This window comes from Enterococcus sp. AZ091 (genome assembly GCF_051714805.1).
In the GTDB taxonomy this organism is placed as follows: domain Bacteria; phylum Bacillota; class Bacilli; order Lactobacillales; family Enterococcaceae; genus Enterococcus_D; species Enterococcus_D gallinarum.
Genome location: NZ_JBIOSO010000002.1, coordinates 221,034 through 235,941 on the forward strand (window position 1 = coordinate 221,034; position 14,908 = coordinate 235,941).

At 38.9% G+C, this 14,908-nt stretch carries 11 protein-coding genes; 10 read left to right on the forward strand and 1 reads right to left on the reverse strand.

The genetic code is table 11. The annotated features are described in order from the left end of the window. Positions 1-100: 100 nt before the first annotated feature. A complete protein-coding gene (locus IGJ28_RS13590) occupies positions 101-1,033 on the reverse strand; it encodes a helix-turn-helix transcriptional regulator (RefSeq protein ID WP_103300195.1) in 933 nt (310 codons plus the stop codon). Between the two features lie 100 nt (positions 1,034-1,133). On the opposite strand from IGJ28_RS13590, the gene IGJ28_RS13595 reads away from it, so the two are divergent. The 10 genes from IGJ28_RS13595 to arfA all read left to right on the forward strand — a co-directional run bounded on the left by IGJ28_RS13595 (position 1,134) and on the right by arfA (position 14,888). After that, positions 1,134-1,772: a type 1 glutamine amidotransferase family protein gene (locus tag IGJ28_RS13595; RefSeq protein ID WP_081131976.1), complete on the forward strand. Its 639-nt coding sequence runs from the start codon at positions 1,134-1,136 to the stop codon at positions 1,770-1,772. Between the two features lie 279 nt (positions 1,773-2,051). After that, positions 2,052-2,921: an AraC family transcriptional regulator gene (locus IGJ28_RS13600; protein ID WP_081131975.1), complete on the forward strand. Its 870-nt coding sequence runs from the start codon at positions 2,052-2,054 to the stop codon at positions 2,919-2,921. Between the two features lie 2 nt (positions 2,922-2,923). Further along, positions 2,924-4,027 (forward strand): glycoside hydrolase family 88/105 protein, encoded by a 1,104-nt coding sequence (locus IGJ28_RS13605; protein ID WP_081131974.1) that lies wholly within the window; start codon positions 2,924-2,926, stop codon positions 4,025-4,027. Further along, positions 4,024-4,878 carry a GRP family sugar transporter gene (locus IGJ28_RS13610; RefSeq protein ID WP_252711568.1) on the forward strand — a complete coding sequence of 285 codons (855 nt, stop codon included), beginning with the start codon at positions 4,024-4,026 and terminating at the stop codon, positions 4,876-4,878. The genes IGJ28_RS13605 and IGJ28_RS13610 overlap by 4 nt, the downstream gene beginning before the upstream one ends. Positions 4,879-4,898: 20 nt before the next feature. After that, entirely contained in the window at positions 4,899-6,152 is a 1,254-nt protein-coding gene (locus IGJ28_RS13615) for an ABC transporter substrate-binding protein (RefSeq protein ID WP_081131972.1), read from the forward strand. A gap of 67 nt (positions 6,153-6,219) precedes the next feature. After that, entirely contained in the window at positions 6,220-8,652 is a 2,433-nt protein-coding gene (locus IGJ28_RS13620) for a hypothetical protein (protein ID WP_252711567.1), read from the forward strand. Beyond that, positions 8,649-9,518, forward strand: a complete 870-nt coding sequence (locus tag IGJ28_RS13625; protein WP_176332930.1) for a carbohydrate ABC transporter permease — start codon at positions 8,649-8,651, stop codon at positions 9,516-9,518. Before IGJ28_RS13620 ends, IGJ28_RS13625 begins: the two co-directional genes overlap by 4 nt. Continuing rightward, the gene (locus IGJ28_RS13630) at positions 9,511-10,350 is read left to right on the forward strand and encodes a carbohydrate ABC transporter permease (protein ID WP_103300199.1); all 840 of its coding nucleotides are present in this window, start codon (positions 9,511-9,513) and stop codon (positions 10,348-10,350) included. The genes IGJ28_RS13625 and IGJ28_RS13630 overlap by 8 nt, the downstream gene beginning before the upstream one ends. A 25-nt stretch (positions 10,351-10,375) precedes the next feature. Next, a complete protein-coding gene (locus IGJ28_RS13635) occupies positions 10,376-13,357 on the forward strand; it encodes a glycoside hydrolase family 2 TIM barrel-domain containing protein (protein ID WP_252711566.1) in 2,982 nt (993 codons plus the stop codon). Between the two features lie 4 nt (positions 13,358-13,361). Next, entirely contained in the window at positions 13,362-14,888 is a 1,527-nt protein-coding gene (gene arfA / locus IGJ28_RS13640) for an arabinosylfuranosidase ArfA (protein ID WP_081131967.1), read from the forward strand. The last annotated feature ends 20 nt before the right edge of the window (positions 14,889-14,908 follow it).

The following is a 14,908-nucleotide window of genomic DNA, read 5'->3' on the forward strand; positions in this document are numbered from 1 at the left end:
GTGTCCAGTAGATCGTCATTCTGGACACTCTTTTTCATAGTGAAAACTTTCGTTCGTATAAGCAAGGTTTCATTAAATGAACTTACTCGCTTATCTGAAGCTATTTGTCATATAGTTGGGTTAAACTGGCGATTTTCCTTTTTAATTCTGTGCGAACATGTAAAGGTTCTAGACATTCGCATTTGTCCCCTAAGCTTAAAATAATCCCGTAATAATAGTCATTTTCTACAAAGGGGAATGTGACGATATAATGGGTCTCATCCTCTCTTACAAATTGGTTATAGTCGCAATAATCGAGTAATCGTTCCATGATAGACGCATGAATTCTTAGTTTGATCGATATCTGTCGTTTATTTAAGATTTCTGGAGTAAGCAAAGGTAGCGCTGGAGGAGATTTTGGAACAAAACTGCTCTCATCCATTTTTAAATTCGAAAGGCGAGCTACTTTGAATAATCGAAAATCCTTTCTTTCATAGCAGTATCCTTGAAAGTACCATTGACTATTTTTTAAAACCAGCTGATAAGGTTCGACTTGTCTTTTGGTCCTGTTGCCCTTGTGGTTAATGTAATCAAATGTGAGTAAATGATTTTTTTGTAAAGCCCCCTTGATAATAGTAAGATATGTTTCTAAATTTCGATCGCCCAACCATTGACTAAAGTCGATATGCATTTGCTTTGCTTGTACGTGAGCTGATTCTATTCTCTCTGGCGGGATCAGACTTCTGATTTTGGTCTGTGTATTTACAAAATCATTACTTTTCATAACACTTGGAATACTGGAGATGCCTACTAAAATCGTAATCAAGTCTTCTTCTGTAAAAGTATTTTTATCCATTTTATACTTTTCCATAATCTCAAATCCTCCGCCCACGCCAGAAGTAGAATGGACTGGAATCCCAGCTATACTGATTGCCTCTATATCGCGGTAAATCGTACGGGGTGACACTTCAAACATTTCGGCTAGTTCCTTCGCGCTCACTCTTTTTTTATCCATTAGAAGGATTATAATACTGACCAATCTACTCACTTTCATTTAGAAACTCCTAGTAAATTATTTTGGTATTGTTGCCATAAAGTTGTCAACAATTGATAGGTATAATGATAGCAGAAAGAACGATTAATGGAGGGAAATTATGAAAACAATTTATCTTTACGTACTAGATACTCTAGCAGATTGGGAAATAGGATATGTGACAGCAGAGCTACATTCAAAACGCTTTTTTAAAGCGGATGCGCCTTTATTAAGGATAAAAACAGTTGGTCATTCGAAACAACCTATTCACACTATGGGAGGAATGAAAATAACTCCTGATTGTTTAGTGGAGGAAATGGATTTAAACCAAGAATCTATCCTATTGTTACCTGGTGCGGATAATTGGAGTGATTCAAGACATCACGCTGTCCTTGATGCAGCGAGAGAGTTGCTTTTGCTGGGTGGAACTGTTGGAGCGATTTGCGGCGCCACGGTAGCCTTGGGAAAGGTTGGCTTATTGAATGATCGCTCACATACGAGTAACAGTCTTGAATTTCTTGAAATGTTTTGCCTGGGATACAATGGCCAAGAACTATACGTAGATCAGCGATCTGTATCGGATAATCGTCTAATCACTGCAGGATCAACGGGAGCGTTACTTTGGACGAAGCAAATCATAGAGAGCTTACATGTGTTCAAGAAAGAGACGTTAGAAGCATGGTATAACTATTTTAGTACAGGAAATGCCAGTCACTTTTTTGAACTGATGCAGACATTGCCTTCTGCTGACAATAAATGATTTTACCTGTGCCCAGAAAATATTTTCTGGGCACTCTTTTTTATGATTATAGACAGCTTTTAATGCTATTTCTCTAAAATGCACTGGACTCTGTCAGTTTAGTTTTTCTTCCATTTGGTTCTCTAGTTTAAGTAATTTTTGTTGATAAATTATTTTAGCAATCAATTAAATCGTGCTGAATTTCATCTGTTCTGACGATATTGCCCGATTAATTGAATGGAAACGCATACAAATAACTTTAGAAATCGGTTACAATCATCTTGTCAGTGAGGTGAGAGCATGAGATTAGATACCGAAAACGTTGATAAGGTATTAATTGAAAATGATCTAGTGGTAATGCACAAAATAGATAGGATTCATTTTATGGATAAACCGCATTTTCATGATGGGTTTGAAATTCATTTTACATTAACGAATAGCACGACTTATCAGATTGATGAGCGAAAATTTGATGCAGATGCTGGTACGGTTGCTCTGTTTAGTTCAGAAGAGCTCCATCGAGTTTCCATTGATCGCAGCAAATTGTATGAACGCTATTTTATTTTGTTCAAGCCCAGTTTTATTGAAGAATTTACAACAAATTTTCCTTTTCTTTTGGAAATATTTTCCAAGCAACAGAAGGTTGACTGTATTGAGTTGACTTCAGATCAAAGTCTTAAAGTCACTGATCTTTATGAAGAAATGATTCGATGTGACCAAGAGCGAAAAGAGCCGTTTGAACTTTTGCATCTAAAATTGAAGTTGACGGAGTTACTTATTCTATTGAATAAAATCGTTTACTCTGATGAGAAATTACATAAACCAATATCTTATGAGCATTATCAAACAATTTCTGAGATTGTTTCTTTTCTTAAAGAGGAATATATGAATGAAATGACTCTGGATGAATTAAGTGAACGTTTTTTTATCAGTAAATCAACGATTATTCGCGCATTTAAAAATGCACTTGGTATGACACCAAATCAATATTTAATCTATATCCGAATCATGAAATCACGAGAATTGTTAGAACAAGGATATTCTGTGAAACAAGTTTCGGAAAAAATCGGGTACCGTGATGAATCTAGCTATATTAAAAAATTTAAAGAGATACAAGCCGAGTCACCAAAACAATACCAATTAAAAAACTTAAGAGCCAAGAGGAGTTAAGAATGGTAGTAGCAAATAATAAAATCTCACTTGTAAGAGAACGGCTTAAGCATTTTGATAGCTTACCGTTAAATCAGGAAGATTTTAGAGACAGTAATAATCAATTATCAGAAAGTAAAGGATTCTTTGCTAGAGACTTTGGTATGGAGCAATGGGACTGGCCTCAAGGCGTCGGAATTTATGGGCTGCATTTGGAGGGACCTATAAATGATGAATATATCAAACAATGGGCCACTGAAGAGATCAATAAAGGTCTTCCAACTAAAAATGTGAATACGATTTGTCCTTTACTAACACTTGTTGACTATCCGGAGTATGAAACCCTTGCTCTAGAATGGATGAAGTGGATCGAAAAAGAATTTCCTAGAACAGATGAAAATGGACTGCAGCATATTACATCTGGAATAGATAAATTCACAGTAAAAGAAAATCGGAACCAAATCTGGGCAGATACTCTTTTTATGACAGTTCTTTTTATGGGGAAAATGGGCGTGAAATACGATAATCAAATCTGGCGTGAGGATGCAATCGAACAAATGCTTCTTCACTGTAAGTACCTCTTAAATCGTAAGAGTGGTTTATTTTATCATGGGTGGAATTTTGAAGAACAATCAAATTACGGAGGCAATTTTTGGTGTCGAGGAAATAGCTGGATCACGGTTGGTATCCCGCTGTTTTTGGAAATAATGAACGGTTATTTAGCTAAGTCGTCAGAAAGGTACCTATTGAATCTCTACAACAATCAAGTGAAATCTTTGTTGGAAATCCGAAGTAAGGATGGCTTATGGCATACAATTTTAACGGATCCGACTTCCTATACGGAAACTTCCGGATCAGCCGGAATCATTGCTGGCATTCTCTTAGGGGTAAAGAGTGATTTCCTTACTATTCAGCTTTCTCAAGAGGTAATCAACGATTTAATCTCATCTTTAACAGCTAAAATAGCAGAAGATGGTACGGTACTTGGAGTGTCTGCAGGTACTCCGATTTCCTGCAATGCTGAGGACTATAAAGGAATTGTCCAAATGCCAATGGTGTATGGACAAGCAATGACGTTGCTTGCCTTAACCATCGCAGAATCTTTGAAAGAAAAGGCAATCACATGAGCTTACTTATCTATAGTTTGCCAGCTTTGGGATGGGGATTGATGCCGATTGTTTCCAAAAAAGCTGGAGGAACACCCGTGGAACAATTATTGGGCACAACCTTTACGGCATTTGGCATTTCTATCATTCTCAGTTTTCTAATGGGTGTTGAATACACATTGACGGGGACTATTGCAGCATTGATTTCGGGATCATTTTGGGCGGGTGGTCAATATCTCCAATTTCAAGCCCTTGCGACTGGGGCAGTGTCAAAAGTGATGCCATTATCAAACGGGACACAATTGCTGTTTACGTCACTCGCTTCTGGCATCCTTCTCCGTGAATGGCAGAATCTGAAACAGGTTCTTATTACCCTGCTGTTGCTGCTGGTTATTTTAGTTGCAATCTACCTTGTTACAATGAATCAAAATCAGAATAAGCAGCAAGAATCAATATCACTACAAACCATTCTCATGATTTGTACGTCATCACTTTGTCTGATGGGCTATGTGGTCACGACGTCACTTTTTCACGTGAAAGGGCTACAAATCTTTCTACCTCAAGCTTTTGCGATGTTTCTTTCCTCTTGCGTGATTGCGAAATTCGACCAAGAAAAGCAAGAGTTGTCAAGAATTTCTCGTAATGTACTGACAGGTATATTTTGGACAATTGCAAATATCTCCTTATTTTATATCGCAACACAGTTAGGCGTAGGTTTAAGCTATACCATTTCTCAGTTGTGCATCTTTGTATCTATTATGGGCGGGATTCTATTATTAAAGGAAAATAAGACCAAGATAGAGATGATACACACGATAATTGGAGTATTACTGTTTTTTTCAGCAATTTTGGGTTTAAGTCATTTTAAATAGATCATTAGGAGGAAATATTGATGAAAAACAAGATTTTAAAGGCTGGTTTATGTGTGGGTTTATTAATGGGCTTGTCGGCATGCGGCAATTCTGACTCAGCTTCTTCCGACACTGTAAGATTGTTTGTTTCGGGAGATGCATCAGAAGGCGGTGCCTATAGTAAGATGGCAAAACGTTATGAAGAAGAGACTGGTATCAAAGTAGAAGTAACAGACGTACCTTATGCAGATATGGAGACGAAAATTTCTAAAGCTGTACAGTCAGATGATGCCCCCGATGTTGCACGGGTTGCAGGGGTCTTACCAGATTGGGGAGACTATTTAGTTGATTTGACAGATATTGCTAAAAAAGGCAAAACGCTAGATTCAATGACGATTAAAGACGAAGACGACAAGGTTCGCGCCTTACCAACAGATATTACTGCGGTAGGAATGTTCATCAATACAGATCTTTTTGATCAAGCAGGGGTTTCTTATCCGCAGAATGAAGGAGAAGTTTGGACATGGGATGAATTTTTAGAAGCTGTGGACACGATCCAAGAAAAAACAGATGCCAAATATGGGTTTGTAATGGACCCTTCTGATCATCGATTGAGAGCGTTCACGTACCAATTTGGTGGGCAGGATTTTGTTCTGAATGATAAAACCGGTACTTATGAAACTGATGATGCGACAAAAGCTGCGTTACAAAAGTTCATTGACCTAAATAATGATGGAACAATTCCAAAAACGGTCTGGACTTCTGGAGAAGATGCTTCTTCAATGTTTAAGAGTGGAATGATTCCAGCATATATGTCAGGAAGTTGGCAAATCAAAGATTTCACCACGAACATTAAAGATTTCAATTGGCAAGCCATTTACATGCCGTATGAAGCAACTCGTGCTACCAATATGGGCGGTAATTTTATGGTTGGTTTTGAAAACAGCAAGAATAGTGAGGGCGGACAGAAATTTATGGAGTGGTTGTACACACCAGAAAATTATACTGAGTTATGTGAATTAGCTGGTTATCTTCCAGCAGAAGAAGGAATAAAAGTGAATTACGCAGATGCACAAGCGGCTTACGATATTTACAATCAAGAAATTGAAGCGGCGGCCCAACCAATTTCTTCTAAACAAACTGCAGATCAAGTGGCGATGACAATGGCTGGATACACTGGACTAACTGGGGCATACAAGGACTCAATGATCCAAGTATTGAATGATGAAATCAGCTTTGATCAAATGATTGAGAATATCGAAAAAGACTACGACGAGGGGTACACGAAGAAGTAAAGTAGGAAATGATGTGGACTGGTACTCATCCGGTCCACATCCATTCTATTTTGAAAGTGGGAGAAGAATGAGCGATTATATCTATTCAGTAAAACAAGGCAGTTCGATCAATTGTTGGCAACGCAGCATGCTCCAAAAGGAAAAAGTTGAAAGCAAAGCTAGTTGTATTGATGCTCCTGTAAATATGACGGAAGGGTATCAAGAAGTCGAATATCCCATTCGAGCAAATTTCTTACAAACGCTTTCTGAGGTGCCGTATCCTGGAAAGCAAGATTTTTCAGAGGTATATGATGGTTTTGAAAATCCGAGGGTAGATTTTTCTACTTTTCAAGCAACTCCGCATAAAGTAAGTACATACTTGCGGGCACAGCTTCGTTGTCAAGAGAAACAAGCGGTGGAATGTTCGTTGGTTACCTGCGGAAGAGCTATTCTTTGGATGAATGGGAAATTGCTTACTGATTTTCGGCCCTATACGCGAAACCATGGCACGAAAACCACTGTAGTTCTCCCGCTAGAACAAGGCGATAATGAACTCATTGTTTACATGGATGATCTAGCCGAGCGAGATGTAAATTTTTTTGTTGAATTAAACGTCTTGTCGAATCATCACTTTCAAGTAGTCTTGCCTTTATCGTATGACGAAACTATTCTTCAACGGGCAGAGGAGTTCTTGAATGGACTTTATTTTGAGAAAGATTTTTATTCTAAAGGAGAAGTACGTATTTGTTCGGACTACGATTATTTCGAGAAAGTCTTTGTTACTTATGAAGAGGTCACCTTTACAGAAGAAATTGGGGGAAATATTACAGATTTCCGACGAGAAAGTCAGTTTCTACCTTTAAATAATCAACGCATTTCTTTAGGGAATGTGGAAGATATCCCTACCTCAGGGCTAACGCATCTGTTTGTGGGCGTGTTACTTCCAGACCAAACCTATCTGTTTAAAAAACTTGTTTTTACAGTTTATAACGAAGAAAAGTTAAAGCGCAACTTAGGTGGAACTTTAGAAGTGAGAAAAGCGACAGCTTTGACAATCTTTTCAAACCTTGCCATTCCGGATATGAATAGTGCGTTAGCAGAAATTCACTTAACCGGGAAATTATCAGAAGAGTGCTGGAAAAAACTTCAGCCGGCTTTTCGTATGATAAAGGAACGGGGAGATTGCGCAGATTTTATGTTCGCACCGTTACTAGGTTTTTGGCTAGGAAAAAAAGGGCAGTTGCCAGAGAAACTAAGGGTAAAACTCCGAGAGTTGGCGATACATTTTCGCTATTGGATTGATGAGCCTGGAAACGATGTCATGTGGTACTTTAGTGAAAATCACTCCTTATTGTTTCATGCTTGCCAATATTTTGCTGGATGCTTGCTTCCAGAGGAAACGTTTGTCACGAGTGGAAGACAAGGAAGTCAACAATATGAATTAGGAAAACAGCGCTTGTTACAGTGGTTTGATCAATTTGAACACTATGGGTTTTCTGAATGGAATTCTACTACGTATCTGCCTATCGATTTAATAGGTTTTTTCAGCCTTTATACGAATGCGCCAGATGAAGAGATAAAAGATGCAGCGAAAAAAGCACTGGATTTCACATTCACGATCATGGCTGTAAATTCTCATGGAGGAACTCTTTCCTCCACATTTGGCAGAACATATGAGCACGATTTGAAAGCCATGCGTTTGGGAGAAATAAGCAATATTTTGGCAATTGCTTGGGATCAAGGGAACTTTAATTACGCCTTACGAGCATCGACACTTTTTTGCCTATCTGATTATGTTCCACCAAAAGAATGCATGTCTTTGATTGATTTACAGCCAAATGAGGAATTGACAGCAACTTATCTTCAGGGGATCAATCGAGTGCAGACGTATCTCTATAAATGTCGAGAATATTCAATTGCTAGTGGAATCGAGTATCACTGTTTTCAAAAGGGCCATCAACAACATATGATGAATCTTTCGTTAGGCAGTGATGGGACACAGCTTTGGATAAACAACCCAGGTGAGTTTATGCATAGTGGTGAAAATCGGCCTAGCTATTGGGCTGGAAATGGCCGGATGCCTTGTATTAAACAATTTAAAAATATTCTGCATATGAAATACGATTTATCCAAAGCATATGTACCGTTTATCCACATGTATGTGCCCTATTGGAATTTAGAGCGGGTGGATATCAATGATTCTAATTGGCTGTTTATCAAAAAAGATCAAAGCTACCTTGGCGTTTACTTCTCGCAAGGTTATGAAATGCAGCAGATCGGGGATACTCGTGGTAGAGACATCGTTTCTAAAGGAATCAATCATACCGTACTTGTGAAGTGCGGGAGCAGGAATGAGTTTTCGACTTTTGAGACTTTTATGAAATCGGTTAAAAAATCTAAAATGACCAATGAATCCTTTTATGATCCTCAATTTGGCGCATTAGTTTGGCAGGAGATTGAACATCTTGCATCGTATCAAGTCATACCAGTTTTAAAAACGAAAGAGGGGGGCAGAGCATGAAGAAACTTAAAAAAAATAAATGGCCTTTGATTTTTACGGGAGTCAATATTGTCCTGTTCATTACTTTTTTTCTCGTACCAGCAATTTTGGGCTTTTATTACTCTTTAACGGACTACAAAGGATTTGGGACTGCTAACTTTCTTGGTTTCGAAAATTATATTGCTTTATTTCAAGATGCGAGTTTTTACCGATCTTTATTCCGAACCTTTACTTATGCAATTTGCTTGGTGCCGCTGATTTACGCTGTTTCTTTAGGAATTGCCATTTTGCTGAACAGCAAGCACACAAAGGGAAAGCTCTTAGGGAAAATTGTTTTCTTCTTGCCTTGGACAATTTCGGGTATTGTTGCTGGGGTTATTTGGAAATGGTTGTTTGGAGAAAATTTTGGCTTTGTGAACTATATCATTGGGAATTTAGGCGGCGAAGCCGTTCCCTGGTTTTCCAATGCAAGCGCAGCATTTTCGGTAATTCTGTTGGCAGCGCTTTGGGGTGGGACAGCATTTAACATGCTGCAATTTATGTCTGCTCTCAAAAACATACCTAGGTCATATTATGAGGCAGCCGATATTGATGGTGCCTCATCCTTCCAGAAGTTTTTGTACATTACGCTACCTTCATTGAAGCCGACTAGCTTTATGGTGATCCTATTAGCTAGTATCGGTGCTATGAAAGAATTTGCTTTGGTTCAATCCTTGACAAATGGCGGACCAGGTACAGCAAATATGTTCATTGTGCAATACATTTATACAACTGGCTTTGACAAGATGAAAGTTGGGTATGCCAGTGCAGCCTCCATGGTATTATTTGCAATCTTATTAGTTCTCGGACTCGTTCAAATGAAAATTGGAGGTGGTAAAAATGAATGACGTATCAAAGCTTCACGATAAAACGAGCACAACCATTCTCACAGCTGCCTTGGTTCTTGTGGCAATGCTGTATTTGTTCCCACTAGTTTGGTTTATACTCAGCTCTTTTAAACCTGGGTCAGAATTATTTTCCTATCCATTAAGTGTCTTGCCGGAGCATGCCACCATGCAGAATTATCTCGATGCATGGTCCAGTCTAGATTTCGTAAGATACTTTACAAATACTTTGAAGTCGTCCGTTATTACCACGATATTGACGGTTATTGCCAGTGCAACGTGTGGCTTTGCATTTGCAAAATATGATATGAAGTGGTTGAAATTCTTTTTTGTCTGCATTATTGCAACAACGATGTTACCTACCGAAGTAATCATGAATCCAGTGTTTACAGTGATTCGAGAATTAGGTTTGTATGATAGTTTAGCCGGGATCATTATTCCTTCAATCAACACTGCTACAGGAATTTTCATGTTCAGAACCTTCTTCGTCTCTATTCCAGACGACTTAATCGAATCCGCACGCATCGATGGAGCCTCGGATGGGGAAATATTTATGAAAATCATGTTACCTATTGCCAAACCAATCATTATGACGCTGAGCATCTTTTCATTCCAATGGCGTTGGAATGACTACATCTGGCCCTTGATTGTTTTGAACGACCCCAAAAAATACACTTTTCAGGTAGCTATTAGGAGTTTGGTGGGGGCAGAAAATGTCAACTGGACCGTGTTGATTGCTGCTTCAGTGCTTTCAATTATTCCCTTAGTTCTCGTGTTTATCGTGTTCCAACGTTATATCTTAGATTCTGGTGCAACAACTGGTATGAAAGACTAATTATGAATGAAAGCGAGAAAAACGAATGTTTAAGACAAACTACTTGTCAGATCCCCAGCGCATTCATGAAAATAGACAAAGCCCGCGAAGTTATTATCTCCCCTATGCTCCAATGGATGATCATGACAATTCTTCGCGAGTTTTGTCATTGAATGGATTTTGGCGATTTCGATATTTTCCGTCTCATCTAGATGTTGAAAGGGAGCGGTTTTTTGCTGATGATTTTTGGCAAAATAGTCACCTGATTTCTGTACCAAGTAATTGGCAAATGGAAGGGTATGGACAACCGCACTATACGAATATACAATATCCATTTCCAATCAATCCGCCCTTTACGTTCTCTGAGATTCCGGTAGGGGTTTACCGATATGATTTTATTTGTGACTCTCAAAAAATGCGGCAATTTCTTAGGTTTGAAGGAGTGGATAATTGCTTTGCGTTGTATCTTAATGGTAAATATATAGGATTTAGTAAGGGCAGCCGCAATCCAGCTGAATTCGATGTAACCGCTTCTATCGAAAAGGGAGAAAATCAACTTGTCGTTGAAGTTTTTCAATGGTCCGATAGTTCATATATTGAAGATCAAGATATGTGGTGGTTGAGCGGCATCTTTCGTGATGTAGCTTTGCTGCATCGCCCCCAAGAATGTATCTGGGATTTCCACATTCAAACATCATTTGACAGCAACTATGAGAATGGTATTTTGACTATTGATTTTCCGAACATTCATGGTAATCAGCTCGATTGCGAAATTTTTTTAGAAAAAGAATCACTTGTCTTTCAAAAAAAGATTGTGATAGATAAAGAAAACCATCATTTTTCTTTTCCAGTCGTTTCACCTCAAAAATGGACTGCTGAAACACCAGAATTGTATCGGTTGCGCTTTGTCACTTCAGAAGAGGAAATTTGTCAGGAAATCGGCTTCAGAGAAGTGGCTCTTTTGGAAAACAAAATTTGTATTAATGGCAAGCCAATTCTATTTAAAGGAATCAATCACCATGAGTTTCATGAGACGAAGGGACGAGCTCTGCCAAAAGGTTTCTTGGAAAAAGAGATCCAGTTGATGAAAGAAGCGCATTTTAATGCCATTCGAGCAGCTCACTATCCTCATAGTCCTGAATTTTATCAATTGTGTGATCGCTACGGATTATACGTGATGGATGAGGCGGACTTAGAGTGTCATGGAATAGGGAGTACCGGAGATAAAAATTATTTGAGCAGCAATCAAGATTGGGAGGAAGCTTATCTTGATCGCATGAAACAAATGGTCGAGCGAGACAAAAATTATCCTTCAATCATTATCTGGTCGGTAGGAAATGAGTCTGGAAACGGAACAAACCACGAAGCAATGATTCGTTGGTGCCGCGAAAAAGATCCTACTCGATTGATTCATCATGAAGGAGAGTCCCGTGATTGTATTTCAGAAACAGATGGGCGTTACTTTAAAGATGTGCAGCAAGCCGATTTTAATTCTAGAATGTATGCGACGATTCAAGAATTACAAGAGGTCGCAGACAATCCGCAAGTTATCAAACCATACATCCTTTGTGAATATGGACATGCGATGGGGAATGGCCCCGGTTCGTTGAAAGAATACTGGGAAATGTTTTATAAAGAACCGCAATTACAAGGTGGCTTTTTATGGGAATGGAAAGATCAAGGAATCAAAGCAAAGCGGGAAGGGCAACCGACCTATTTATACGGCGGCGATTTTGGTGATATTCCTAATGACTACAATTTTGTTTTGGATGGGTTAATGACCCCTGATTTACAACCATCACCCAGTTATTTCGATATTCAACGACAACAAGAACCAATCGCCATTGATTTTTCCTTGTATGAAGTCGGAAAAATAATCCTACGCAATCGCAATCAATTCAAAGACTTGTTAGGGATGAAGTGTTGTTTTGAAATAAAGCGAGATCAAGAAGTATTGGTAAGTAAGATCGTGACAGTTCATTTACCCCACGAAAAAGACGTCGAAGTGATATTACCTAGCGAACTGTTGCACACAAAAAAGGCCAATTTGCTAAAAGTGCAGATTTTCGATGAGCAAAAGACGCTTCGTGGCAAATTAGCTCGTATTGTCGCATCTATGCCAATCGAAGGAGACTCTCTACCAGGGCAAGAACCTGATATACTCCTATTTAATGAAATTCAGGATGATGCAAAAATGTTGCTGCTCCGAAATGGGACAAATTATTTGAGAGTAGATAAAACTACTGGTAAATGGCAGTTCATGAACGAGCATCAAGACATTTATCTAGCCTCTCCAGAAAGTATTTTTTGGCGGCCGACAACAAACAATGATTTTATTTCTAGTGAAATATGGCGGGAATATGGTGTCGATCGCATGATGACAAATTTAATGAGCTGCAGCATTGTCGCCAATGATTCTGATAAATTGAAACTATCTTTAAAGGAAGCAATCGGGCCAGCAGGAAAGTTTTGGCATATTGAGCAAACAACGAATATCACTTTTTTCAAGGATGGACGAGTCACCTATGAAATATCTGGGGAGCCTAAAAACCATTATCCGCTGACAGTTCCTCGTATCGGACTTGTTTGGCAGCTGCATAAACGATTTACGAAAACTTGCTGGTCTGGAAAGGGACCTAAAGAAACCTATGCAGATACTGAAAATGGCAGTTACTTTGATGTGTTTTCTCAGGCAACAGATGAACTGAGTTTCCAATATTTATATCCACAAGAAAGTGGCAATCATTGCCAGACGAAGTGGGCGATATTCAAGTCGGACGATCAATTAGCACTCAAGTTCCAAGGAAACCATTCCTTTAATTTTAGTGTACATTCTTATTCTGCTGCGGCTATTGATTCCGCACAACATATTCATGAACTAAAAAAAGCAGACCGCTATTATTTGTACATCGATTATCAACAGCACGGGATTGGTTCCAGAAGCTGTGGTCCGGATGTACTAGACAAATACCAACTACATTTACAGGATTATCATTATCAATTTGAGATAAGAATAAAAGGAGTGTGATCAAGTGAAGGCTAGGGCACGTATTTCACAAACACAACAAATTTCGAGAATCGATCGCCGAATTTATGGTTCATTTATTGAACACATGGGAAGAGCAGTCTATGAAGGTATTTATCAACCAGATCATGAAACGAGTGACGAAAATGGCTTTCGGCAAGATGTTTTAAAACTTGTCAAAGAATTGGCAGTACCAATTGTTCGCTATCCTGGAGGAAATTTTTTGTCTGGCTATCGTTGGGAGGACGGCATTGGGCCAAGAGAAAAGCGACCTAAACGACTCGACTTAGCGTGGCAAAGTATTGAAACGAATGAAGTAGGTTTACATGAATATATGCGTTGGGCTAAAGAATGCGATACTGAAGTGAATATGGCCGTTAATTTGGGAACGCGGGGTATCGATGCAGCGCGTCATCTAGTTGAGTATTGCAATTTTGAAGGAGGCACCTATTGGTCTGATCTTCGAAAGCAAAATGGAGACGAAAAACCCTTCGCAATTAAAACCTGGTGCTTAGGCAATGAGATGGATGGAGATTGGCAAATTGGGCATAAGACAGCAGAAGAATATGGTCGTTTAGCAGAAGAAACTGCCAAAGCGATGAAATGGGTAGATGATTCAATTGAACTAGTGGTGTGCGGCAGTTCCAACAGCTCTCGCCCGACATTCGTGGATTGGGAATTAACGGTACTTGAGCACACATACGAATATGTCGATTACTTATCACTGCATCAATATTATGACAATAAAACTGACAACCTTGCTGAATTTTTGGCCAAGTCAGAAGATATGGACCGTTTTATCAAGTCAGTAATCGCCATTTGCGACACGATGAAAGCAAAAAAACGAAGTGACAAGACCATGATGTTGTCCTTTGATGAATGGAATGTCTGGTACCATTCCAATGAAGAAACCGCGGCGCAAAAGCCATGGACGGTAGCACCTCACATTTTGGAAGACATCTACAATTTTGAAGATGCTTTACTTGTTGGCAGCATGCTCATTACATTATTAAAGAATTCTGACCGAGTGAAGATTGCTTGTCTAGCGCAATTGGTGAACGTGATCGCACCGATTATGACTGAGAAAAATGGGACAGCTTGGAAGCAGACCATCTTCTATCCGTATCAACAAGCTTCATTGTATGGACATGGCAAAGCATTAACTACAACAGTTGATGTAGTAACTTATGATACCAACAAAATCAAGAATGTACCCTATCTTGACAGTATTGCTATTTTAAACGAAGAAAAAGATGAACTAGTTATTTTCTCTGTTAACAAGCATAGTTGTGAAGAAATTACATTCACGGTTGACTCTGATTTGAGATTGGCGTGTGTCATTGAGGCTACTGAAATGGCTGATTACGATACAAAAGCAGTTAATGGACCAAATCAAGAGTTAGTTGTCCCTTGTGATTCGAAGGAGCGGGTAGTGATTGATGGAGGAAGCGTTACAATCAGCACAAAGCCGCTTTCTTGGAATATGACTAGAATTAGGTTGAGCGAAAGAGATCACAAGACTATGACTGATTAATCAAGGAACAATACTTTTTC

What these genes read in the sequence shown, in the direction of transcription:
- IGJ28_RS13590 (WP_103300195.1), bottom strand. Translation starts at nt 1,033, where the DNA reads ATGAAAGTGAGTAGATTGGTCAGTATTATAATCCTTCTAATGGATAAA.
- IGJ28_RS13595 (WP_081131976.1), top strand. Translation starts at nt 1,134, where the DNA reads ATGAAAACAATTTATCTTTACGTACTAGATACTCTAGCAGATTGGGAA.
- IGJ28_RS13600 (WP_081131975.1), top strand. Translation starts at nt 2,052, where the DNA reads ATGAGATTAGATACCGAAAACGTTGATAAGGTATTAATTGAAAATGAT.
- IGJ28_RS13605 (WP_081131974.1), top strand. Translation starts at nt 2,924, where the DNA reads ATGGTAGTAGCAAATAATAAAATCTCACTTGTAAGAGAACGGCTTAAG.
- IGJ28_RS13610 (WP_252711568.1), top strand. Translation starts at nt 4,024, where the DNA reads ATGAGCTTACTTATCTATAGTTTGCCAGCTTTGGGATGGGGATTGATG.
- IGJ28_RS13615 (WP_081131972.1), top strand. Translation starts at nt 4,899, where the DNA reads ATGAAAAACAAGATTTTAAAGGCTGGTTTATGTGTGGGTTTATTAATG.
- IGJ28_RS13620 (WP_252711567.1), top strand. Translation starts at nt 6,220, where the DNA reads ATGAGCGATTATATCTATTCAGTAAAACAAGGCAGTTCGATCAATTGT.
- IGJ28_RS13625 (WP_176332930.1), top strand. Translation starts at nt 8,649, where the DNA reads ATGAAGAAACTTAAAAAAAATAAATGGCCTTTGATTTTTACGGGAGTC.
- IGJ28_RS13630 (WP_103300199.1), top strand. Translation starts at nt 9,511, where the DNA reads ATGAATGACGTATCAAAGCTTCACGATAAAACGAGCACAACCATTCTC.
- IGJ28_RS13635 (WP_252711566.1), top strand. Translation starts at nt 10,376, where the DNA reads ATGTTTAAGACAAACTACTTGTCAGATCCCCAGCGCATTCATGAAAAT.